The following is a 22,647-nucleotide window of genomic DNA, read 5'->3' as shown; positions in this document are numbered from 1 at the left end:
CCCTCCGCTAGCCCCCGCGGCGACCTGTCCTACGAGCGTTGGATTTCTCAGGGATTAGCCTTTCTCGGGCGCTGGTCCTCGCGTTGCATCGTGGCATCCCCGGTGACTAACCACTTCGCCGGGTCCGTCATGCGCCTCTCTCGCTCCATCGCGCTTCTCCTGCCTGCCGCGCTGCCTCTGGCCGCTGCGGCAGGTTTCGCGGGGTGTGTAGAGGAGCCTGACGCCGAGGGGTCCGTCGACTCCCGGACCGCGCAGTCCTGTCCGCCCGAGGTTCCACTCTGCCGCCGGGTGCTCCTCCCCTTCGTCGGTCACCCGGCCGCACCGCGCGTCCCCGGGGACCTCCTCGACCTGCGCGCGTGGAAGCTCACCCTACCGGTGGGGGAACCCGAGGCTCCGCGCGAGGTGAAGCAGCCCGAGCTCCGCGCTTTCTCGCTTTCACCCTACTTCGAGCTCGATGCGGGGGGCCACGCGGTACGCTTTCGCGCCCCCGTCGGAGGCGTCACGACCCGCGGCTCTGTCTATCCACGAAGCGAGCTCCGGGAGATGACCCCCGACGGGCTCGGGCGTGCCGCGTGGTCGAGCACCTCCGGCCGGCACACTCTCGTCCTCCGACAGGCCATCACGCACCTCCCGAATGCGACCCCCGCCGTCGTGGCCGGACAGATCCACGACGCCGACCGCGACCTCCTCGCCATCCGCCTCGAAGGCGAGCGCCTCTTCGTCGATCTCTGGGGAGCCGACGACGTCGTCCTCGACGCGCACTACCAGCTGGCCACGCCGTTCGCGGTGCGCCTCGAGGTTTACGAAGGCCGCCTGCGCCTCTTCTACGACGACGCTCCGACCCCGGCCCTCGACCGACCGTTCGTCGCCTCCGGCTGCTACTTCAAGGCCGGCTGTTACCCGCAGTCGAACGTCGCGGGCGGCGAGAGCCCCGACGCCTACGGTGAAACCAAGCTCTTCGCGCTCCAGGTCTCGCACACCGAGTGAGCCGCGTTCCGTCTGTCTGAAGGAGTACCTAGATGTTCCGTTCGCGCCGCGTCACCCGAGCCCCTCTCGCGATCGCCCTCGTTCTCCTCGGCGCCTCCTGCGCCTCGACCGAGGCCCCGGAGGAGGGGCTACCGACGCGCGCCGCCGCGAGCTGCCCCCCGGAAAAACCCCTCTGCTACTCCGTCCACCTGCCGGTCGCGATGCGCAACGCGAGCGCCGCTACCGCGCGCTTCGAGCCGCCGGACGGCCAGACCTACTACGGCATGGGGCAGGTCCTCGGCCGCTACGCCGACGAGACCAAGCCCGCGGTCGACGCCGTGGGGGTGCACCCGGTCCTCGTCTCGGGCTACGGCGGCTGCACCGTCGCGAGCTTCAACTGGCTCGTGCAAGAGCTCGCCGCCATCGACGCGCTCGAGGGGCGAAGCCACGTCCCCGTCTGGGGCATCGGGTGCGACCTCGCGCAGCTCCTCTCGGGCGCTCTCGACGCCGAGCTGCAGAACCTCGGGCGCGCGCTCAAGGCTCACGGGCGGCCGGTCTTCGTGCGGCCCTTCTACGAGATCATGCCCCCCGGCGGCTACGGCCAGATCATCCGCGACTACTGCGCCGCACAGGTCCCGCGCTGCGACGCCCCCCAGACCGCCCGCGCCCTCTACCGGCGCCTCTTCGAGCAGGTCCAGCTCGGCGCGATGGGTAGCGCCAGCCAGCGCATCCCGAACGTGGTCCGCGTCTGGCACGCCTGGGCCCAGGCCAACCCCGGCGCCTACGACGCCTACTACCCCGGCGACGACGTGGTGGACTGGATCGGCGGCTCGATCTTCGACAACCCGAACTCCGGGCCCGGCTCGATGTCCGCCTTCCCGACGCTCACCGCCTTCGCGCGCGCGCACGAGCGACCGGTGATCATCCCCGAGGCCTCGCCGGTCTGGCCCAACGCGGGGGCCGGCGCGTGCGACGGGCCCTACGGCACCCTGGACCCGAACATCGTGCCGAACTTCTTCGATCCGTACTTCGCGCTGATTCGCCAGGAGGGGATCAAGGCCTTTGTCTACATCTCCGCCGACTGGCGTCCGACGCAGTGGTGCCGCGACCTGGGCTGGCCCGACGCCCGCCTCGAGCAATCGGCCGCCGCCGTCGCGCGCTTCCGGCGCGAGGTCTCGAACACAAGCGTCTACGTGACCTGGCCCTACTGAAACGTCACCGGGCACTCCCCCATCGGGTGTTCGTCGAGGATCTCCGGCTCCGCAGGCGGACCCGCGAGCACCTCCAGCCCGTGGAACTCGCGCACCCCCTCCCAGAGCGCCTCGAGAAAGACCGCGAGCGCGCGATAGAGCTCGAGCTCCGTCACCGCGGCGAGGCGCACGCAGAAGGCCGGAAGCCAGTCCCCGAGGTGCTCGGCGGCGAACGACCGGAGCCCGTCGGACGCGATCGCCGCACGTTCCGCATCGTCGGAGAGCTCCGCGTGGGCCACGAGCACGAGCAGCGCGGCGACGAACTCGAGCTCGCAGACCAGGTCATCGGGGGTCCGCGGTCCTTGCGCCTCATCGATCGCCAGTCCGAAGGCCCGGTAGAAGCCGGCGATGTCGCCAAGGATCGCCCCGCGGTCGCGCCGGACGTAGGCCCCTTCCGTCCGCGGGCAATGCTGGTCGCGGTCGAAGAGGCGCCCGTACTCTGCCTCCCACGCCTCGAGCGGCGTGCACCGGACCGCCTCCACGAGCATCGCGCCCGCCCCTTCGAGCACCGATCCCCGCCGCGCGCCGAAGCGCCCCACGAGCTCCGCGATGGTCGCCTCCGCGTCGGTCGTGGTCACCGCGAGCCGCTCGCTCGGCAGCCCGAGCAGATCCGCCCCGAGGCGCACGAGGTCCGCTTGCACGAGACAGGCCTGAGCCTTCGCCCGCGTCATGGCTTCACCTCGAAGGGCACCCAGTTCGACCAGTGCTTGCGCGCCCCCACGTTGCCGCCGCCGCCGTTCCACACTGCGATGGCCAGCTCCCCCTTCTGCCCGAACTGGTGGTCCGCCGGGTCGTCGGTCTTGAGCGCTCGCGTGAAGACCACCGCCCAGGTGCCCTTGGTCCAGGCCCCCTTGGCCGTCGTCGCAGAGCGCGGCTGATGCGTGAGCGAGCCCCAGCCCTCCGCCGTCAGCTCCTCGACGGGCGACTTGCGCGAGAAGACCGCCATCGGATTTCCCGCCTGGTGCGCCACGAACCACTGCAGGCTGGCCGGGTTCTTGAACGACGCCGGCACGGGGAAGGGGAACTTCCCCTCGGCGAACCAGTACAGGTCGCTCCAGTAGTTCGGGTGCACGTCCTGCACGTCCTGGAAGTGCACGTCCACGTCCTTCTGCCAGAGGGCCTTCCAGTGCAAGATCTGCACGGGCTTGCCCTTGGCCCCCATGAACTGCGGCGTCCCTTCGCTGATCGGCAACTCCACCGCCACCGCGTCCACGAAGCGGCCCGCGTCCACGTTCCCCTCGGGGACGGCGTCGGGCCAGGCCACGCGGATCGAGACGCTCTTGCCGTCGGTGAGCGCCTGCACCTTGGCCTTCTCCACCGACGCGGCCGGCAGGCGCGGCACCGTCATCTGCTGCGGCTGCAGCGGCACCTCGACGTACGGGGCCTCCTTCCACTCCTTCGCGTAGGGATTGTCCGCCGGTACCGTCGAGATCTGCTTGAACTGGAGCTGGTCGGCCTTGGTCACCGCCACCTCGTCGGCCGTCACCGCGGGGGGCCAGCTCCCCGCCTTCCCCTCGGGCGTCGTTCCCGGGTCCTTCTTGCCGCACCCCGCGGCGAGCGCCAGGAGCGCCGCCACGGCGAGCATCGATTCGCGCTGTCTCACGTGCCTATCTCCTTGTGCGAGCCCCACCCGACGCTGCATGGACCGCTCTCCTCACGGCGTGTTGGTGCGGTAGGCCTGGTGCTTCCTGTCGTAGGCCGCTCGGATCCAGGTCGGCTCGGTGTAGGGAACGCGCGCGACCTCCTTGCCACCCACGTCCCAGCCCACCACCTCTTTCTCCTTGGCCTCGAAGCGCGTGATGATGCGATCCGACGCGCCGAAGAGCATCAGCGCCCCGAGGAGCTTCTTGTCCTCCTTCGCCGCCCGGTAGACCTCCTTCGCCTCCTCGGCCTTGGGCCCGAAGAGCTGCTCGAGAAAACCGTTCGGCACGTGCAAGGGCGGGATGTAGAAGACGTTGGGCCCGGTACCGAACTGCGGGTAGAGCGGCAACGCCACCTTGCGCACGTGGATCAGGTAGTCGAGCGGGTTGTCCTCCCTCGGCGCCCCCTGCGGCGTGCGGAAGCCGTGCAGGCGGATCTTGCCGATGCAGGTCTCCACGCAGCGCGCGACCTCACCTTGCTCGACGCGCGGAAAGCAGCCGATGCACTTCTCGCTGGCCCGCGAGACGAGGTTGTAGAAGGTCTTCTTGTAGGGGCAGGCGCGCGCGCACTCCTGGTAGCCGCGGCAGCGCGCCTGGTCGATGAGCACGATGCCGTCCTCGGGCCGCTTGTAGATCGCCTTGCGCGGGCAGGCCGCGAGACACGCCGGGCTGTCGCAGTGGTTGCAGATGCGGGCGAGGTAGAACATCCAGACCGGGTGCACTCCTTTGAAGTGCATCCCCTTCTCCACGTTCCCCGAGGCGTCGTCCTCGCCCAGGTTCGGCGCCGCGTAGTCCGGAGCCGTCGGCAGGTGCCCGTTCGGCGGGTCGAGCGGGTTATTCCCCTCGAAGATCGTCTTGCTCTTCAGCGCGCCCCCCTCCCAGCTCGCGGGTTCGAGCTTCTCGAGGAGCCTCAGGTCCCAGCCCTGTGGATAGCCGCCGTACGGCTTGGTCTCCACGTTGTTCCAGAAGATGTGCTCCTGCCCCTTGCCGCTCGTCCAGGTGGTCTTGCAAGCGATGGTGCAGGTCTGACACTCGATGCACTTGTTCGTGTCGAAGATGTAGGCCACCTGCTTGGCCGGCGGGGCGCCCTCGTACGGGTACTCCATCTCGCGGCCGATCTGCCAGTTCGTGCGCTTGGGCATCGCTTCCTCGCTTCTCTCTCGTCGCGGGTCTGGGGGGCCGTCGGGGTCAGCTCTTCTTGACGAACGCGCCGCTCAGGTAGCGCTTGAGCGCGTCCGATTCGTAGGTCGGTCGCAGGCCCATCTTCGCCGCGGCCCAGAGTTTCTCGCCGTTCATGCCACCCGACTCGGCCTTGGTGATCTTGACCAGCGACTCGCGCGGCGCCCCCGTCGGACAATGGACGTCGGGGACGAAGCCCTGCACCACCTTCTGGCCGAAGAGGGTCTTCACCACCAGGCTGTCGGTCATCCAGGTGGGCTTGAGCCAGCCGCGCGTACAGCTCTGGTGGCTCCCCTGCCGGAAGAGCGACTGGTAGCCGGTCTCGGGGGACTTGGCCATCCCGGTCGCGTTGGTCTTCGCGCCCCTCACCGAACCGATCGTCGAGCCGTAGCAGTTGTGCCACATGCGGGTCACGCTGCGGGGTGTCCCCGGGTAGTAACGGGCGCGCGCCATCAGCCGCGCCACCGCGTACCACTCGGGCTTCTTTTGCCAGCCCTTGAAGGGCCGATCGTGCGGGTCGGCGTCGATCCAGACGTAGTCGCCGTCCTCGATGCCGAGCTCCTTCGCGTCCGCCGGGTGGATGTCCATGTACATCTCGGTGACGAACGGCATGCGCTTGTCACTGCGGTGCATGTCCCCGAAGGGCCCGAACCAGATCGCCACGATGTCCGTATCCACCGGCGTCGTGTGCGTCCCGTGGCGGTATTTGGGCGTGTGGAAGATGTACTTGTAGCCCTCTTTGCGGAGCGGATGCTCTGACGCCAGGACCTGCTCCACGGTGCGCACCACGTGCCGCGCTTGCCGCGTGTCGGCGTCGACGTCGGTCAGCGGCACCCCGTAGGCCTCGGGGCCCTTCGGCCGGAGGAGCGGGTGCGGCTTGGCCACGATCACGTTCGGCTCGTAGAAGGTGGCGTCAATCGGTTCGCGGTGCAGGATCAGGTTCTCGCCGCTCGCTATGAACTCCGGCTCATCGCGGTAGAACTCGAGGCGCCCGCTCTTGGTGTAGTACGGCTTGCCCTCGGTGCCCTGCTCGAAGACGCCGATCTTCGGGTAGGTGCGCGACATGAGGATCGACGGCGTCCCCTTGGCGGCCTTCGCCTCCACCTCTTCGATGCGGTAGCCGCGGGTGTTGGCCGAGAAGTCGAGGATGCGCTGCAGGTACGGCCGCATCTTCCCCTCCTCGACGAACTTCCAGTACGGCACGTGCCGCTCGTCGCCGGTGAGCTTGCCGATGGCCTTGCCGATCCCTGCCGCCACGTCCACGTCCGAGCGCGTCTCGAAGATCCGCGGCAGCGGCGTGGGCGGAAAGACGTACAGGAAAGGATTCGTCACGCTGATCGTCATATCCGGGTACTTCATCTCCGCCCAGCTATCCACGGCGAAGACGATGTCCGCGTACTCGCAGCTACCGGTCCACCACCACTCGTTCACGGCGATGAGCTCGACGCGCGGAAAGACGTTCACGACGTTTTCGTAGTGGCCCTTCGCGTTGCCGATGAGCGAGTTGGAGTTCGCCACCAGGATCGACTTGGTGGGCGTCGGCAGGTGCGTCTTGCCGGTCAGCAGCTCCTTGCCCATGCGCAGCACGGTGTCGCCGTGGTTGAAGTAGTGCACGCTCTCGCCGCGGAAGTAGGGCGGCTTGACCTTCGCCGGCTTCGCGGGGTCCAGCTCCGGGGCGAAGGGGTCCTCGGCGAAGTACTGCCCGAGGCCGCTGAAGTGCGCCGCGCGGTAGTTCCCCGCGTACGAGCCCACGTTGCCGCCGATCTTGCCGATGTTCCGGGTCAGCGCGGCCACGAATAGCACCGCGCGGTCCTTCAGGTCGCTGTTGAAGAATTGGTTCGGCCCCATCCCCAGGGCGAAGAGGGTTCGGTCCTTGTTGCGTGCAATCTCCCGCGCCAGCGAGCGCACCGCCTCGGCGGGAGCCCAGGTGAGCTTCTCCACGTCGGCCGGCGTGTAGCTGGCATCGAGCAGCTCGCGCATGGCCGAGAAGACCGTCCGACACTTCACCTTCTTGCCGTCGACCAGCGTGACCTCGACCTCCCCGTCGAGGAGCGCCCGCTTCGTCGGCGCGGCGGCCTTCGCGATCTGGTCGCGGTTCACCGCCACGGGACGCTTCCCCCCCTCGTCCCAGACCACGAAATCCCCCCAGGCCTCGCGCGCCGCCTCGGTGATGATCGGCGAGGCCTGCGCGTAGGGTGGCGGGTCCTTCTGCCCCGCCTTGAGCACCGTGACGTGGTGCTTGAGCTTGGCGTTCTTGTAGCCCTTGAAGACCTGATGCGCGTGCAGGAGCTCCCCCGTGTCCAGGCGCACGAGGAAGGGCAGGTCGGTGTTGGCCCGCACGTAGTCGGCGTCGTAGAGCTTCTCGCTCACGAGTACCTGCGCCAACCCGAGGGCGAGGGCGGGGGTCGTGCCCGGGCGCACCACGATCGCCTCGTCGGCCTTGTTCGTGGTGGAGCTGTACTCGGCCGCGATGACCACGATCTTGGTGCCCTTGAGCCGCGCCTCGGTGAGCCAGTGCGAGTCGGGCATCTTGGTGGTGATCCAGTTCATCCCCCAGATCACCGCCAGGCCGGCGTGCTCGATGTTGCAGAGGTCCCACTCCACCGTCTGCTGTCCGGTGACCATCGGGTGCCCCGGCGGCAGGTCCGTGTGCCAGCTGTAGTTGTCCCAGCCGCGCGCCCCGAGCGCCTTCTCCGGCCCGGTGCCGCGCAGCTTGTCGTCGAGGAGCGCGAGGGAGTTGGCCAGACGATACATGGCGAAGAGCCGCGTCGCGCCGAGCGCGGGCATTCCGCCGCGGAACTTGAGTACCTGGGTCCCCGCCCCGGCCGTGGCCTCCACCATCGCCGGGTCGTAGCCCTGCGCCGCGAGCTTCTTCTGCCCCTCGGTCCCGCTGTAGGTCTTGGCGATATCGATCATCGCCTTGCCCGCTAGCTCGCAGGCCTCCTCGAAGCTCACCGGCACGAAGGGGTCGGCCCCTCGCTTGAGGTACTTCGCGTCCACGGCGCCCGTCTTCGGGTCCCGCGGGAAACCCGCCCGCACCCAGTCGAGGAACCCCTTGCGCACCATCGGACGCTTGCAGCGGCGGTCGCCGTAGAAGCGGCGCACGAGGGCGAGGCCCTTCTGGCAGCAGCGCGGGTCCCACCTCTGCCCGGCCTTCTTGCCGTCCAGGTCGGTCGCGTGCTGGTAGCCGTAGCTCGGGGCGATGCGCGTCACCACGCCGTTCTTGACGTGCGCCCGGAGGAGGCAGTTGTGCGTGTCGTTCGGCGCGCACAGGAAAACGTAGCTCGAGTCGGAGCGGTAGAGGTCGCGGTAGACCTTCTCCCAGCCTCGATCCGGATAGCTTGCGAGCGGGTTGTCCACCGAAACGGCCTTCAGCGCGCCGCTGCCGGACATGGCCTCGCGCCAGATGAGGGCCGCGCCGGCCCCACCCGCCGCGACGAGGGACAGGAACCGTCGTCGCGAAGGACCTGACCCGGGCGCCGGCTTCTGGGTAGCGGGGGCAGTGGATACTGGCTCGGGCGCGGAGCTCTGGCGCGGGTCGTCGGACACGAGCGGTCCTCCTTTTCGGGTCGCGGGGCGCAGGGCCGCGTCGGCCCTCTCGCCTCTGAGCCAGCCAGAGAGCAAGGGTCACGCCAACCCAGTCGACGCACCCGCGGGTCAGGAAGAAACGGAGGTTAGCGGCGTCGGGGCGTGGGAAGGGTCAAGCTGGCCGTGTAGCGCGCTATACAGCTTCGCACGCGACGGCTACACCGCACCGCCCTGGACAGCCTGAGGCAGGCGGCCGCTCTCGCGAGGGGGGGAACTACTTCTGCAGGAAGTCGATCGTCCAGAGCTTACCGCTCTTCGCGCACGCGTAGATGCCGGGACCGGCGTGCGTGAAGGACCGCTCGAGGAGGGTGGCCTTGTGACCGGGGCTCTTCAGCCACGCGTCGAACGCCTCCTTCGGACTGAGAGCCCCCTTGGCGCAGATCTCGCCGATCTTCTTGAAGGCGCCCCCGGCGTAGGCCACGCGCTGGGCAGGCCGCAGTCCGTCGGGGCCGACGTGCGCAAAGAAGCCCGCCTCGCACATGTACTTGCTGAATTCGCGCGCCGCGTACTGCGCCACCGCGTCGCAGGCGAGCGGCCCGGCGCCATTCTGCGCGCGGAGCTGGTTGGCCATCGCCAGGGCAGCCGTCTCCTCGGTGGAGCCGCAGGTCCCGGGGGCGAGGGGGGGGATCTTGGGGGCCGGCTTGCACGTTCCGCGATCCGGCAGGCACTGCCGCGCCTGCCCGCCCCCCTCCGGGATGGTGAAGCTCGCGCAGGTGTAGCCGGTCGGGCACTTCGCGCTCGCGCAGTCCTGCCCGCAGATCGACTCCTGGGTGGTCGCGTTCGTCAGGCAGTAGTTCGGCGGCCCCCCGCAGTGCTCCGCCCCCTCGCACGGCTTGCAGAGGACGCCTCCGGCCGCGCCGCCACCGTCACCGAGGAGCGGGGGAAGCTCGGTGCCGAGATCGCCGCGCGCCGCGCCGTCGCTCCTCGCGCCGCCGTCGCCCCGCCACGCGCCGTCCGTGCCGGATGAGCCGTCCACGAACCGCGAGAACCCCCAATCGGGAGGCGGTGGCTCGGGGCGCGCTCTCGGACGCGCGTCCCCGGCGCACCCGGGGATACCAAGGGTCGCCGCGACCACGAGGAGCCCCAGCAACTCGATCCGTGCTCCGCGCGCCGAGCTCCACCAGACCTGCCGAACCATCTCCGCTCTCCACGGCGGCGCTCTGCCGGGCGGGAGCTCCGCGCGGCGACGCCCAACGTCGTAGTGGAGCGCGCTGCCTCCAGGTCGCGCGGCAATCAGCGGGAATCCGCCGAGGGCCCTACCGCAGCGGAGGACGGGTCCGGGGAATCTGCTACCGCAGCGGAGGACGGGTCCGGGTGGCGAACCAGACCCGGTAGGCCTGCATGCGCTGCCGCTGCTCCTCGGGGGCCCGGCGCTTGCACGTCGCCATCTCCGCCGGAGCGCCCCCCCACCGGAGCTCGACGCAGTCGTTCGGGTTGTAGGCCATCTCGAGGCCTTTGCGCCGGGCCAGGACCTCCGCCATGGAAACCGTCTGGAGGACGCCGTCGCTCCGCACATACTGGATCGTCTTGTCCCGCGTGAAGCGGTCGAGCAGCGCCTCCATCTCCTTGCGGGCCTCCGCTGGAGCCTGCCCCGCGGCGAGCGCGAACCGCTTGGGCTGCTTCACCACACGCGCCGGGAACTGGAGCACGTCCTCGATGGCGATGAGCAGCCGCAGGTCGCGCGCCGGGGTGGAGAAGTCCTCCCACGCGCCCTTGGTCTCGAAGATCTTGGGTCCGTTCGGCATGGCGATGGTGCGGAAGGCCGACTTCTTCGCGTGCTCCTCGCCGGCCGCCACCGAGTCCACGCGCTCGAGCAAGAGCTCGTAGAGCGCGGTGAGCCGCTCCTGCATGGCCTGCCGGGGACCGAGCGGGCGGGGATTGATCACGCGATCCATCCGGTCGTAGAAGCCCTGCAGCCCGAGCTGGTACTGCTCGCTCGACGGGGCGGGGAAGTCGCTGCTCTTGCCGAGCTCCGCGTTGCCGAGCGCCACCGGGCGCCCGTCCCGCAGCACGAGCGGCCGGAAGGCCTTGAAGCCGCCGGCCCCGCTCCGGATGTCCGGGTTGAACATGAAGGCCCCGCGCCAGAAGCGCTTGCGTCCGACGGAGAGGTCCGGATGCCCATCCACGGCGTACATCAGCCCGCTCCGCTCCCCCTCCTGCGAGACCCACCGCGCGACCACGAGCAGGTGCCCGTACGGGTCCACGTAGACCGTCCCCGGCCGGAGCACCGCCCGCGAGAGCTTCACCGGGTAGAGGTCGCTCTCGTCGTCCTCGGGGGCCGTGCGCCCCGAGCCGGACTGGACGAAGCTCACGCGGGTCCGCAGGAAGCGCGAGAACGCCGCGCCCGGCGGCAAGGTCGCCGTCTCCGGCGGCGCGTCGAGCTGGGTGCGCAGCGGGCCGCACCTCGTGGCCCGCGTGGCGCTTCCCCGATCGCAGTGCCGGTAGCCGAAGGGCAAGCGGAGCTTCCAGGCGAAGTAGGCGCGCAGGAAGTACGGCATATCCGCGCAGTCCGGCTGCGCCACTACCGCGACCTTCGGATCGGTCCCGTCCTCTCCCGCGCCGAAGTGGTCGTGGAGGAGGTTTCGCGCCGGGTCGCGCAGCACCTGGTGCAGCGGCTTGAAGCTCACCTGCGCCCCGAGCGGAGCGTCGAAGAGCTTCTCGATCCACGCGCTGTAGAGGTTCTCGGCGGCGCGATTCCAGGCGCGTTCGATCGGCCAGAAGGGGATCGCTTTCGGCCCCCGGTCGCGAGCGGCGCTCACTTGCACGGCCGAACAGGCGACCGTCTCTCCGCGCTCGTCGACGAGCGCAGCGCGATAGCGTCCCGCCGTCGGCCGGTCCAGCTCCGCGAGCCAGAGGTACGGAGGTCCGCCTCGCTCGAGCACGCGCGGGCGTTCGGCCCCCGCAGCGGGCTCCAGGACCAGCCGCGCCTTCGGGAAGGGCCGCTCGCTGACCACGAGCACGCGCAGCGGCGCACCCGCCCTCGGGTGACGGGGCGAGACCAGCACTGCCGTTCCGGCACGGCTCGGGCAGCGTCGGGAGGCTTCTGCCGAGGCCACGGGCGCGATAGCGCCGCAGAGAACGAGCACCGGAAGGAGTGGCGGCGCGCGTCGCGCCGGGGCGCCCCACGATGCGAGGCGTGAACGAAGACCCATCGAACGAGCGTTGTAACACGCCGCCTCGACGGCGGGCCATTTCGCGGGAGCTCCGATCGCTGTGGTATAGTGGCCCCATGCGCGTCGCCGCTCGTGGAGTGCTCCTCCTGGGTCTCGTGCTGTCCGGCGGATGTTCGAAGGGGACGGTCCCCCGAACGGGCCTCGACTTCGGAACCTACGACCTCGGCTCTCCGGACGGAGGCGGCGACGCCGCGCCCCCGGATCAGGGAACCGCCCCCGACACGCTCGCCCCCTCCCCCGACGCGGGCTCGAGGCCCGACAGCGCACCGAGGCCCGACAGCGCGCCCAAGCCCGACGCCGGCCCCTGCGGCAACGGCAAGCTGGACCCGAGCGAGACCTGCGACAAGGCCATCCCCAGCGGAGACGAGGGGGCCTGCCCACCGGGATGCGACGACCGGAACAAGTGCACCACCGACAGTACGCAAGGGGCTGTGGCCACCTGCAACATCGTCTGCTCGCATCAGCCGATCGCCAACTGCTGCGGCAACGGCCTGAAGGAGGGGAGCGAATCCTGCGACGACGGGAACGTCGTGGCCACCGACGGCTGCGACACGGCGTGCAAGCTCCCCGGCGGTCACCTCCTCCTCACCGAGGTCGCCGTGGGGCCGAGCGGCGCCGAGTTCGTCGAGCTCTACAATCCGACGGGCTCCGCGGTGGCCCTCGACCGCTACCACCTCTCGGACCGCGAGGACTACTACAAGGTGGTGACCGGCTCGCTCGCGGCGGGCTCGACCGATTTCGCCGTGCGTTTTCCCGACGGCATGAGCGTCGCGGCCGGCTCGTACGTGGTCGTGGCCCTCGACGGCAAGGCCTTCCAGACCCACTACGGCAAGGCGCCGGACTACGAGGTTCGGCCGAGCGACGCCGCGATCAAGGACATGGTGCCCGCCGCCACCAACGGCCTCGGCGGCTCGGCCGGCCTGACCAACGAGGGCGAGCTGATCGTGCTCTTTCGCTGGACCGGCACCGGCGACCTCGTGTCCGACGTGGACTACGTGATCTGGAAAGGGAACACCGCCGCCGCGGTCTCGAAGAACACCTTCGTCTGCGTGGACGGCCCGGACGTCGGCACCCAGACGAGCTGCTACCTGAACGACACGGCGACGACCGCGCAGAGCTTCCTGCAGCCCCCGCAAGAGGGGGGCTCGCTGATTCGCTGCAACTACCTGGAGGCGGGCGAGGGGAAGAGCAACGGCAACGGCATCACCGGGCACGACGAGACGAGCGAGCCCCTCGCGGGGTCGGGCGGCACCTGGAAGCGCAACCCGAGCACCGCCCGGGAGCGCACCCCCGGAGGCCCGGCCCTCCCCTCCTTCTGCCCGCCGTAAGACCCGACGAGGAAGAGCCATGGCCGCGTCGCCGGAGGAGCAGAATCCGGTCTACTTGGTGCTCCACGGGCATTTCTATCAGCCGCCGCGCGAGAACCCCTGGATCGAGGCCGTCGAACGCGAGCCGAGCGCCGAACCGTTCCACAACTGGAACGAGCGCATCACGACCGAGTGCTACGCCGCCAACGCGCGCGCGCGGGTCTTCAACGACCAGGGACGCGTGGCGAACGTCGTCAACAACTACGAGCTGCTCTCGTTCAACTTCGGCCCCACGCTCCTCTCCTGGCTCGAACAGGTCCGCCCCGAGGTCTACGCGCAGATCCTCGAGGCCGACCGGAGCTCGGCGAGACGGCGTTCGGGGCACGGCAACGCGATCGGGCAGGCCTACAACCACGCCATCCTCCCGCTCTGCAACGCGCGCGACCTGCGGACGCAGCTCCGCTGGGGCGCCTACGATTTCCGCCACCGCTTCGGACGCGCGCCCGAGGCGCTCTGGCTACCCGAGACGGCGATCGACCAGGCCACCGTCGAGGCGCTGATCGACGAGGGGATGAGCTTCGTCGTGCTCTCTCCCCGCCAGGCCAAGCGGGTGCGCCCGCTCGCCGAGGAGGCCCAGTGGGTCGACGTCTCCGGCGGACGGGTCGACCCGCGCCTGCCCTACCGCATCACCTCGCGGCGAAACCCGCACCGCTCGCTGGCGGCCTTCTTCTACGACGGCCCCGTGGCGCACGCCCTCTCCTTCGAGCAGGCGGTCAACACCAGCCGGCAGCTCCTCGATCGCTTTCAGGGCGCGGTGGACCCCGCACGCGAGCTGCCGCAGCTCGTGCACGCCGCCGTGGACGGCGAGACCTTCGGGCACCACCAGCGACACGCCGAGCGTGCCGTGACCTACGCGCTGGGCACGGAAGCCGAACAGCGCGGTTTCCGCCTGACCAACTACGGTGAGTTCCTCGACGCCTTTCCGCCCACGCACGAGGTGGAGCTGGAGCTCGGGCCCGAGGGCGAAGGCTCGTCGTGGAGCTGTGCGCACGGCGTCGGCCGGTGGTGTAGGGACTGCGGCTGCCACGCCGGCGCTCCGGCGGGCTGGAACCAGGCCTGGCGCACGCCGCTCCGGCAGGCGGTGAACCTGGTGCGCGACCGCGCCGCGGACCTCTTCGAGGAGATGGGGGGCGAGCTCTTCCGGGACGTCTGGGCGGCACGCGACGCCTACGTGCACCTCCTGCTCGACCGCTCGGCGGCGGCGCGAGAGCGCTATCTCGACGAGCACGCGCGTCGCGCCGGCAGCACGGGGCAGCAGGTGCGGATGCTCCAGCTCCTCGAGCTGCAGCGCCACAGCCTCCTGTCGCAGACGAGCTGCGGGTGGTTCTTCGACGACATCTCGGGGCTCGAGGCGCTCCAGGTGCTGCGCTACCTCGCCCGCACCGTGGAGCTCGTCGAGCAGCTCTCGGGGCAGGTCGTCGAGCCGACGGTGCTCGCGGTCCTCGGGGAGGCGAAGAGCAACCTCCCCGAGCTGGGCACCGGCGCGGACCTCTACCGACAGCGCGTCCTCCCCTCGCGCATGGACAGCCGGCGCGTCGTGGCGCACTACGCGGTCACGGACCTGCACCAGACGCACGCCGGCGAGCTGGTCTACTACGGGCATCAGCTCCACCGCGTCTGGCATCGCCGGCTGGACAACGGCCCCTTCACCGTGGAGCTGGGCCGCCTGCAGGTGGAGCACCTGCGCACGGGCGAGCTCGACGATCTGGCCTACGCGCTGATCCACTTCGGGGGGCACGACTTCCACTGCGCGGTACGCCCCTCCGACGGCGGACACGGGCTCGTCGAGTTCGCCGAGGGCCTCGCGGCCACCTTCTCCGGGGCCACGGTGACCGACCTCCTGCGCGCGGTGGACGCGCAGTTCGGCCAGGCCTACTACCAGCTCCACCAGCTCCTCCGGGAGGAGCGCGAGCGGGTCCTCGGCGCCCTCTTCCGGCACCTGACCGAGGAGTTCGGGCGCATGTACGTCCAGCTCTACGAGAGCAACCGACGCACGCTGAACGCGCTCCTCGACGCGGGGCTCAAGATGCCCGAGGAGTTCCGCATCGCCGCCGAATACACGCTCACGCGGCAGGTGGACCAGGAGATCGCGGCGCAGCAGGGAAGCCGGGACGCGAGCCGGTATCGTCGCGCCCGCCAGATCGTGGCCGAGGCGGCGAAGCGCGGGTACCGCCTGAGCACCCGGCACGCGGCCCAGCTCTTCGACCAGCTCGTGAAGGAGAGCCTGACGCGGTTCACGGTGGAGGGAACGGTGGCCCGCTGTCGCGAGTTCCTCGACCTGCTCGCCCTCGCGCGCGAGCTGGAGCTCGGGATCTCCCTCGCGGAGCCGCAGGACCTCTTCTTCGCCTGGCTCGCGCGACCCGACGAGGCCTGGCGCCCGCTGCCCGAAGGCCTGCCGCCGGCGCTGCTGGAGGAGGTCGCGGGAGAGCTGGGGTTCGCGGTGGAGCTCGTGCGGGAGCGGCTGGGCGAACGGGCGGGCTAGCTAGATCCTGCCGGGAGTGAGCGCGGCGCGGCCGTAGAGCGTCCCGTGGTGGTCGAGACCCGAGAGGTCCTGGACCTCGGGAGCCGCATCCAGGTCGAAGTTGAAACCGGCGAGCGTGCTGTCGGTCACGCGCAGGTCCAGCTCGGGCAGGAAGCCGTCCAGGTGGAGCGGCTCGGCCGTCAGGCGAAGGTTGTCGAGGGCGCCGCAGAAGGCTGCCGCATCCTCCGCCACGCCGCCGACGTGCGCTTCGCCGTGCGGGCGCGTCCAGCGGCCACGGAACGCGGTCTGATCCACGAGCCCTCCGCCCACGTAGAGCCGGGCGACGCTCCCCTGGACCACGACCGCCACGTGGTACCAGTCCCGCGGCGCAACCGCGGCTCCGACGAGACTCGCGCCTCCGAGGCGGGCCCGGACGCGGCCGCGGTGCACGTCGAGCGCGAGCGAGCCGGAGGAAAAGACGCGCTGGTCACGCCCTTCGTCCACGCGGAACCAGAGCTCGAGGGTGAAGTCGTGCGAGAGCCCCGCCTCCGGGAGCCGGAAGCGCATGCCCCCGCCAGCGCAGGCCTGCAGCACCTGGCCCCGCTCGCCCACCTCGAGGGCCGCTTGCACCGGCTTGATGGGGCGCGCGCTCGCGGCCGGACTCGCCCCCGAGCCCGGCTGGAGGCGGGGGCCTTCGGCCAAAAGGTCGGCGGCCGGGCCGGAACCCTTCGCGGGCTCCGTCACGGCATCGCCGCATGCGGCACCCCCCATCAGGATGAAGGTGCACAGCATGACCCAGCGACGCACGTTGCCTGGCCGACCCGCGCTCATCGTTCTCCTCCTTGGTGAATGACGGTGCCGTTTTTCATTGAGGCAATATTCTGTGGAGCAACTTACATGCCGCGTACTAAATGAATTAACCATTTGAAATAATTACGTCATGAGCGGGTGCGCTGTGACAGAAGCGCACGCTCGGCCGACAAAAGCGGGGACAGCTGGCTCCACCGATACGTGTGTAGTTCTAGCTTCTTATGGACGCAGCAGGCACCTAGACCTACTTCGCACGCCAGGTATGAAAAAGGGGGTAGGATCAAGGCGCAGATGTGAGTACCATGACCATTAGTGCTCTCGTCGATCAGCACCTTCCTGACCGCCGCGTGGCTCGCGCTCTCCGGAAGCGCCGGAACGATGGACGATCCGCGCGCGTCGGCGAAGGAGGCCCTCGTGGAGTTTCACGGGCTGGCCCTTCACGCCCCCCTCGACGGGGCCCCTCGCTCAGTCCTTAGCGGATGGGGGGACGCGCGGGACAACGGCCGACGTCGACACAAGGGCCTCGACTGGGTGTCGCGCCAGGGGGAGCCGGTGCGCGCCGTGGCCCCGGGAACGATCCTCTTCGCCGGCGTTCAGCGTCGGCGGGGGCGACCCCGCAACCTGAAGGGGAACAGCGCGCGCGGGCTGCGGCGCTCGAGCATGGGACCGGGCGGCCTCTTCGTCATGCTCCGGCACGACAACGGCCTGGTCTCCTGCTACATGCACCTCTCGGAGAAGCGCGTGCAGGTGGGCGAGCGCGTCGCGGCGGGACAGCTCCTCGGGCGCGTGGGGCGCACCGGCATCAAGTCCTCCGATCCGCACCTGCACTTCGAGCTGCGCTACGGCGGACGGCACCTGAACCCAGCGCGGATCTTCGAGCCGTACCTGCGCTTCGACGAGCGCTCGGAACGCTGGCGTCCGAGGCGGCGAGCCAAGCCGCGGTCCAAGAAGCGCCAGCCGCGAGTGGCCTGCCACGCGCCGCGACCGGACCGAGCCCGCTCTCTCGGCCTGGCCACCGACGAGGGCCACGTCCGGGCATGAGCGCCCCCTCCGCGCTCGCCTTCCTCCGTCCGGACCTGCCCCTCCGCGCCACCTTCCCCGTCTCTCAGCTCCCGACCCGCGCCAAGCTGGATCAGAACGAGGCGCCCTTCGCGCTCCCCGAGGAGCTGCAGCAGGAGCTGCTCCGGCGCGCGGCGCGGCGAAGCTGGAACCGCTACCCGCAGCCTGCGGAGTACGTCGAGGTTCGCGCGCGCTTCGCCGGCTCCCTGGGCCTGGACCCCGAGCGGGTCCTCCTCACCGTCGGGGGAGACCAGGCCATCGTCGCCGCCTACCTGGCAGCCGGCGGCCCCGGGCGCAAGGCTCGCATCTTCGAGCCCACCTACCCGATCATCGCCCACGCCGGCGCCGTCACGCACACGCGCCTCGACCGGGTCGTCCTGGGACCCGAGCTCGCCGTCGAGGAACGGCACCTCGATCCCCCCACCGCGCTCACCTTTCTCGTCCGACCGAACAACCCGACCGGAGGGAGCCCTCCGCGGGAGCTCGTGGTGCGCGCCCTCGAGCGACCAGGGCTCGTCTTTCTCGACGAGGCCTACGCCGACTTCGCGGGGGAGAGCTGCCTCGACCTGGTCGAACGCGCGCCGAACCTGCTCGTGGGTCGCTCGCTCTCGAAGGCCCTCCTCGCCGGCGTGCGGCTGGGCTACGCGGTGGGGGACCCGGAGGTGATCGCGGCCCTCGAGCGGCTGCTCTTCGCGCCGTACCACCTGAACGCGCTGCAGCTCGCCGTGGCGGAGTCCTTCCCGGAGATCCGTCCGCACCTGGGCGCCGGCATCGCGCACGTGCAGGTCGAGCGCGAGCGGGTGGCGGTCGGGCTCCGCGCCCTGGGCCTGACGGTGTGGCCGAGCCGCGGCAACTTTCTGCTCTTCGCCGTCGCCGACGCGGCGGACCTCTGCCAGAGGCTCGCACTCGCCGGCGTGCGGGTGCGCGACGTCTCCGGACTGCCGGGACTAGGGCACCACCTGCGCGTCACCATCGGCTCTACCGAGGAGAACGCGCTCTTCCTCGAGGCGCTACGCGCCGCGGTCTGAGGATCGTTTCGGCGGGCGAAGAGCCCTCCGGCGTCGGCGCTGCACGGCGGAGAGCGCCACTCCCAGCAGCGCCCAGGCGAACGCCACCTCAAACCCCGCTCGATCGCGCTTGCCGGCCACGGTGCACCCGCCGGCACTCGCCTCGTCCCCGAGCTCCCCGTCGCCCCCTTCGACCGACGGAGGCGGCGACACCTGCTCCCCGCCCCGGGCCTCGACGCGCACCGTGACCACCTGCTGCGCCACCTCCCCGGCCGCATCGCGCGCCAGGACCGTGAGCTCGTGGACCCCCGGCGTCAGTGCCGGCGTCGCCAGCTCGTAGGGAGGCGCGCTGTCCTCGGCCGCTGCGCCGCCATCCACGAGGAGGCGCGTCTGAACCATCCCTCGGGCGCCGCCGGTCACGTTCACGCGCACGACGACGGGGCCCGCGGAGAGCACCTGCCCGGAGCCGGGGCTCGCGATCTCCACCTTGAGCGCGGTCTTGCCGGGCGTCGCCGGGGGCGTCGGCGGCGTCACCGGAGGCTCCACGCTCGGGGGCGGCCCCCCGACCGCCGGGCCGCGCAAGATCATGCTGCCGTGCTTGCCGTAGGTGCGCAGGTAGGCGCCCGAGACGAAGCCGTACCCGGCGTAGCCCCAGCGGTCGCTCCAGCTGTTCCTGAACTTGAAGTAGACCTCCGGCTGTCCGTACGGATCGGTACGCCGCTCGTAGCCCACGAGGAGCACCGCGTGGCCGCCGCAGGTCGAGCGGAAGTTACACCCCGCGATCCGCAGCGAGATCTCCAGGTCGCTCAGGTTCGGCTTGTCGAGCACGGGACCTTTGATGACCTCCGAATCCCAGATCATGCCCACCATGATGGTGGTCTTCGGATTCTCCGCCAGGTAGCGCATCAGGACCGCGGGGTCGGTGCCGGTGGCGCGAAGCTCGTCGATCCCCCAGCGGGAGTTCGAGGAGGCGCCGGCCGCCGGAGCTCCGCCGTAGGGCCAGTCACGCTCCTCGGCCAGCCGGTGGCCCTGAAGCCGCCAGACGACGTACACGTCCCAGCCGAGGGGCAGCCCGATGCGCTGCACGGTCTGCTCCACCGCCAGGTGAGACTTCAGGCCGTAGTGCGCCTCGATCATGGCCGTCGCGGCGAAGGACATGCAGGTGCCGCGATCCCCCTGGTCCCGCACGCGCGGCAGGTTCGGCGCGCGGTCGACGGTAGCCGGCAGCGTGTTGGCGCTCATGCCGCGCACCGGGTCCGGCGCCGGGTCGCCCTCCCGGTCGCCCTCTCCGAGGACCTTGGGCGAGAGGAGGGGGTAGCCTTCGGGGGTGACGTGCGCCGGCTCCTCCGCGGGCGGCGAGCAGGCGGTTCCCAGCAGCGCGAGAGCGAGCCCCACCACCGCACCGCGGACGAAGCTCGCACGAGGAGGGACGCGGGGGCGCGGCGCTGCGGGCATGCGCCCGGGCAGGTGCATCAACGGTGCCGAGGCGCGCTAGGGCCAAGGCGCGGAAAACGCACGCGAGCCGTCCTGAGCTAGGGCGCTCTCCGGCCGGGACACTGGCCGGCGCGATGGGGTTCAATGTCCCCACCGGGCGCCGCCCCGCGCCGCCGGCCTACTCCAGGCGAATCGTCTTGTCGTGGATCTTGCCCTCGACGAGGGCCGCGACGTGCAGGCTGCCGTCCTCGTCGAGGCGAAAGGTGAAGTCCACCTGCCGCTGCCCGGCCGGGGCGGGGCGCAGCCCCTTGTAGCGCAGCATGCCGAGGAGCTGTCGCTCGTCGATGCGGCTCTTCGCCCCCTCGTAGAGCGTGATGACCATCTCCGACTGTCCGTCCCTCTGCGTGAGGACGCTGTGACGCCGTTCGGCGGGGAGTGGGGTGTCTCGCTCGAAGAGCGTGTGGAGCTGACCGTCCTCGGTCCCCATGCCGATCGTGCGCCCGGCCACGTCCCGGAGCTTGCGCGCGCCGCTCGAGGCGCCCCCCGGCGCGTCGAGCCCCAGCTCCGCCGCGCGAATCGCCGCGCCCCGCACCACCGCCAGGTCCGCGTCGCCGAGGGTCGGCTTGCGATCGAAGTAGCGCCCCACCGCGTCGCGGATGGCCGGGACGAGCGAGGTCCCCCCCGTCATCACCACCTGATCCACGCGGCTCCGCTGCATCCCGACCTGCGAGAGCACGCGGTCCACCACCGCCATGGAGCGCTCGATGAGCGGCGCGGTCAGCTTCTCCAGCTCCCTGCGGCTCACGGAGTACGACAGCCCCTTCGTGCCCTGCGAGGTGTGGAGCAGGTTGTCCACGGTGATGCGCGCGGAGGACTTGCTCGAGAGCACCCGCTTGGCCGCCTCGCAGGCGAAGACCAGCGCCTGCCATTCCACCGCGCGTTGACGCAGGTCCACCCCGGAGTCCTTCCAGAAGCGATCGGCCAGGTGGTTCGCGATGGCCTGGTCGAAGTCGTCGCCGCCAAGCCAGGGGTCGCCACCCGCGCAGAGCACGCGAAATGCGGTGTCGGTCACCTCGACCAGGGAGAAGTCGAAGGTGCCGCCACCGAAGTCGTAGATGGCGACGATCCCCTGCCGGCCGCGAAACCCGTGGGCCAGCAGCGCCGCGCTCGGCTCGGTGAGCAGCGCCACCGGCTGCAGCCCGGCCTGCCGCGCCGCCTGTTCGAGCGCGGAGCGCTGAAGCAGCCCGTAGGCCACCGGCACGGTGAAGACCGCCTTGTGCACCTCGGCGCCGAGGAAGCGAGAGGCCCGCTGCTTCAGGCGCGCAAGGACCATCGCGCACACGTCCACCACGGAGTAGATCTCGCCGTGGGCCTCGAAGCGGATCAGCTTGTCGGTCCCGGCGAAGGTCCGCAGGGCGAGCGAGCCGAGGAGCGTGCCGGTCTGGGGATCCTTGTACGCCCGCCCGAGCAGGCGCTTCGGCGACGGGATGGTCCACTGGGCCTCGCCGCCGATCCGACGACGCGCCTCGGTGCCGACGAGCACCACGCCGGGCGCCGGGAAGGAAACCACTGACGGCGTGAGGAGCTCACCCCCCTCGTCGGGGATGACCTCGAGGCCGGCGCGGAGCACCGCCACCGACGAATAGGAGGTGCCGAAGTCGATGCCCACCACGGGCATGGGTCGCGCTTCGGGCACCGGCCGCGGCACGTACGCGGGTCCCGTAGGGGGACGCGCGGGACGCACCGCCGGCGCGGCGGCCCCCGCGAGCGGCCTCAGATACGCGGGCTCCGGCTCGGGGAGGGGATAGCTCGCCGGCCCACCGCCGTCGGGGGCACGCCGCGGTGGCAGCGCCGGCTCGACCTCGCTCGCCGCCGCCTCGCCGGTGGCGCGGGCCACCGCCTCCACCTCCGCCGTGACCGGGTGACCGAGGTCCACGTCGCTCGCCGCAGCCCCTCCGCGCCGCACGGTGGCGGGCAGCTCGGGGACGAGCGCCGCGGGGTCGGCAAAGCCCACCACCTGGGGCGGACCGACCGTCGGCCGCCGGGGCCCCGGAGCCATGGGGGGCGGAAGTTCCACCTCCTCGATGGTGCGCACCTCGGCGAGCGCCTCGTTGGCGGGGAGCGCATAGACCCCCGCGTCGCGCGTCGGGGCCCTGAACCCGTCGCCCCGCACAACTTCGCCAGCGCGCCCGACCGGCGGCAGCTCGACGTCGTGCTGGGCCCGCGCCAACGCGGCGAGACCAGCGAGCAGCGTCGGCGCATTCGAGGGCCCGGTCTCGAGCCGAAAGACGAGGGACCCGAGCGCCCCCTCCGCGGCCGGCACCCTGCGTCCGACGAGGCGCACGCGCTGCCCCGAGGGCAGCTCCAGCTCGAGGAGCGCCTCTCCCCCCTCCCCGCCGCCCTTGGCGAGGAGCGTCCCGGGCGGCGCGCTCGGCCGATCTCTCGGGTCGGCCACGTCAGATGACCTTGTAGAGCACGAGCCCGATGGAAAGGATCATGGACGCGATGATCAGCGCCATACCCCAGTTGCCCTTCTTGATCTCCTCCCACTCGTCGATGTCGCCGGAGAGCAGGTCGAAGACCTTGATCGCCAGCCCCATGGCGAAGGCGAAGGAGACGGCGGCCACCACGGCCCAGCCGAAGCTCCGCGCGAACTGCCAGAGCGTCATCATCAGCTCGTCCTTCATCGTCCTCTCCGTCGCCTGGGGTTGGT

Annotated in this window: 16 protein-coding genes; 6 read left to right on the top strand and 10 right to left on the bottom strand. The window is 70.8% G+C overall.

Annotated elements, in window-relative coordinates; genetic code table 11:
• Positions 1-102 precede the first annotated feature (102 nt).
• Positions 103-987, top strand: a complete 885-nt coding sequence (locus IT371_21090) for a polysaccharide lyase family 7 protein (GenBank protein MCC6750176.1) — start codon at positions 103-105, stop codon at positions 985-987.
• A gap of 32 nt (positions 988-1,019) precedes the next feature.
• Positions 1,020-2,177, top strand: a complete 1,158-nt coding sequence (locus IT371_21085) for a hypothetical protein (GenBank protein ID MCC6750175.1) — start codon at positions 1,020-1,022, stop codon at positions 2,175-2,177.
• Here the strand turns inward: IT371_21085 and IT371_21080 are convergent.
• From IT371_21080 to IT371_21055, 6 genes are all read right to left on the bottom strand, one after another.
• Positions 2,171-2,887, bottom strand: coding sequence for a molecular chaperone TorD family protein (locus IT371_21080; GenBank protein ID MCC6750174.1), 717 nt, complete (start codon positions 2,885-2,887; stop codon positions 2,171-2,173). The two genes, IT371_21085 and IT371_21080, sit on opposite strands and share 7 nt — an antisense overlap.
• A complete protein-coding gene (locus tag IT371_21075; protein ID MCC6750173.1) occupies positions 2,884-3,819 on the bottom strand; it encodes a hypothetical protein in 936 nt (311 codons plus the stop codon). Before IT371_21075 ends, IT371_21080 begins: the two co-directional genes overlap by 4 nt.
• 51 nt (positions 3,820-3,870) lie before the next feature.
• On the bottom strand, positions 3,871-4,998 hold the full coding sequence (locus IT371_21070) for a dehydrogenase (GenBank protein MCC6750172.1): 1,128 nt from the start codon (positions 4,996-4,998) through the stop codon (positions 3,871-3,873).
• 46 nt (positions 4,999-5,044) lie between these two features.
• Complete coding sequence (locus IT371_21065) at positions 5,045-8,428, bottom strand: molybdopterin-dependent oxidoreductase (protein ID MCC6750171.1); 3,384 nt, start codon at positions 8,426-8,428, stop codon at positions 5,045-5,047.
• Positions 8,429-8,837: 409 nt separating this feature from the next.
• Positions 8,838-9,761: a CAP domain-containing protein gene (locus IT371_21060; protein ID MCC6750170.1), complete on the bottom strand. Its 924-nt coding sequence runs from the start codon at positions 9,759-9,761 to the stop codon at positions 8,838-8,840.
• A 151-nt stretch (positions 9,762-9,912) separates the two neighbouring features.
• Entirely contained in the window at positions 9,913-11,628 is a 1,716-nt protein-coding gene (locus tag IT371_21055; GenBank protein MCC6750169.1) for a hypothetical protein, read from the bottom strand.
• Positions 11,629-11,852: 224 nt separating this feature from the next.
• Between IT371_21055 and IT371_21050 the strand changes: the two genes are divergently transcribed.
• On the top strand, positions 11,853-13,124 hold the full coding sequence (locus IT371_21050) for a lamin tail domain-containing protein (GenBank protein ID MCC6750168.1): 1,272 nt from the start codon (positions 11,853-11,855) through the stop codon (positions 13,122-13,124).
• A gap of 19 nt (positions 13,125-13,143) precedes the next feature.
• The gene (locus tag IT371_21045; protein ID MCC6750167.1) at positions 13,144-15,645 is read left to right on the top strand and encodes a DUF3536 domain-containing protein; all 2,502 of its coding nucleotides are present in this window, start codon (positions 13,144-13,146) and stop codon (positions 15,643-15,645) included.
• Here IT371_21045 and IT371_21040 read toward each other — a convergent pair whose 3' ends face one another.
• On the bottom strand, positions 15,646-16,455 hold the full coding sequence (locus IT371_21040; protein MCC6750166.1) for a LamG domain-containing protein: 810 nt from the start codon (positions 16,453-16,455) through the stop codon (positions 15,646-15,648).
• 291 nt (positions 16,456-16,746) lie between these two features.
• On the opposite strand from IT371_21040, the gene IT371_21035 reads away from it, so the two are divergent.
• Both IT371_21035 and IT371_21030 read left to right on the top strand, forming a co-directional pair.
• Positions 16,747-17,475: a M23 family metallopeptidase gene (locus IT371_21035; GenBank protein ID MCC6750165.1), complete on the top strand. Its 729-nt coding sequence runs from the start codon at positions 16,747-16,749 to the stop codon at positions 17,473-17,475.
• Positions 17,472-18,521: a histidinol-phosphate aminotransferase family protein gene (locus IT371_21030; protein ID MCC6750164.1), complete on the top strand. Its 1,050-nt coding sequence runs from the start codon at positions 17,472-17,474 to the stop codon at positions 18,519-18,521. Before IT371_21035 ends, IT371_21030 begins: the two co-directional genes overlap by 4 nt.
• Here IT371_21030 and IT371_21025 read toward each other — a convergent pair.
• The 3 genes from IT371_21025 to IT371_21015 all read right to left on the bottom strand — a co-directional run bounded on the left by IT371_21025 (position 18,504) and on the right by IT371_21015 (position 22,621).
• Positions 18,504-19,955 carry a hypothetical protein gene (locus IT371_21025; GenBank protein ID MCC6750163.1) on the bottom strand — a complete coding sequence of 484 codons (1,452 nt, stop codon included), beginning with the start codon at positions 19,953-19,955 and terminating at the stop codon, positions 18,504-18,506. The genes IT371_21030 and IT371_21025 overlap by 18 nt on opposite strands.
• 157 nt (positions 19,956-20,112) lie before the next feature.
• Entirely contained in the window at positions 20,113-22,389 is a 2,277-nt protein-coding gene (locus IT371_21020) for an Hsp70 family protein (GenBank protein MCC6750162.1), read from the bottom strand.
• Between the two features lies 1 nt (position 22,390).
• Complete coding sequence (locus tag IT371_21015; GenBank protein MCC6750161.1) at positions 22,391-22,621, bottom strand: DUF350 domain-containing protein; 231 nt, start codon at positions 22,619-22,621, stop codon at positions 22,391-22,393.
• Between the last annotated feature and the right edge of the window lie 26 nt (positions 22,622-22,647).

Source organism: Deltaproteobacteria bacterium (assembly GCA_020848905.1).
GTDB lineage: Bacteria > Myxococcota_A > Polyangia.
This window is presented reverse-complemented; position numbering and strand designations above follow the sequence as displayed.

Coding starts and splice junctions, on each gene's coding strand:
- IT371_21085 (MCC6750175.1), top strand. CDS start 1,020: ATGTTCCGTTCGCGCCGCGTCACCCGAGCCCCTCTCGCGATCGCCCTC.
- IT371_21080 (MCC6750174.1), bottom strand. CDS start 2,887: ATGACGCGGGCGAAGGCTCAGGCCTGTCTCGTGCAAGCGGACCTCGTG.
- IT371_21070 (MCC6750172.1), bottom strand. CDS start 4,998: ATGCCCAAGCGCACGAACTGGCAGATCGGCCGCGAGATGGAGTACCCG.
- IT371_21065 (MCC6750171.1), bottom strand. CDS start 8,428: ATGTCCGGCAGCGGCGCGCTGAAGGCCGTTTCGGTGGACAACCCGCTC.
- IT371_21060 (MCC6750170.1), bottom strand. CDS start 9,761: ATGGTTCGGCAGGTCTGGTGGAGCTCGGCGCGCGGAGCACGGATCGAG.
- IT371_21050 (MCC6750168.1), top strand. CDS start 11,853: ATGCGCGTCGCCGCTCGTGGAGTGCTCCTCCTGGGTCTCGTGCTGTCC.
- IT371_21045 (MCC6750167.1), top strand. CDS start 13,144: ATGGCCGCGTCGCCGGAGGAGCAGAATCCGGTCTACTTGGTGCTCCAC.
- IT371_21040 (MCC6750166.1), bottom strand. CDS start 16,455: ATGAGCGCGGGTCGGCCAGGCAACGTGCGTCGCTGGGTCATGCTGTGC.
- IT371_21030 (MCC6750164.1), top strand. CDS start 17,472: ATGAGCGCCCCCTCCGCGCTCGCCTTCCTCCGTCCGGACCTGCCCCTC.
- IT371_21025 (MCC6750163.1), bottom strand. CDS start 19,955: ATGCCCGCAGCGCCGCGCCCCCGCGTCCCTCCTCGTGCGAGCTTCGTC.
- IT371_21015 (MCC6750161.1), bottom strand. CDS start 22,621: ATGAAGGACGAGCTGATGATGACGCTCTGGCAGTTCGCGCGGAGCTTC.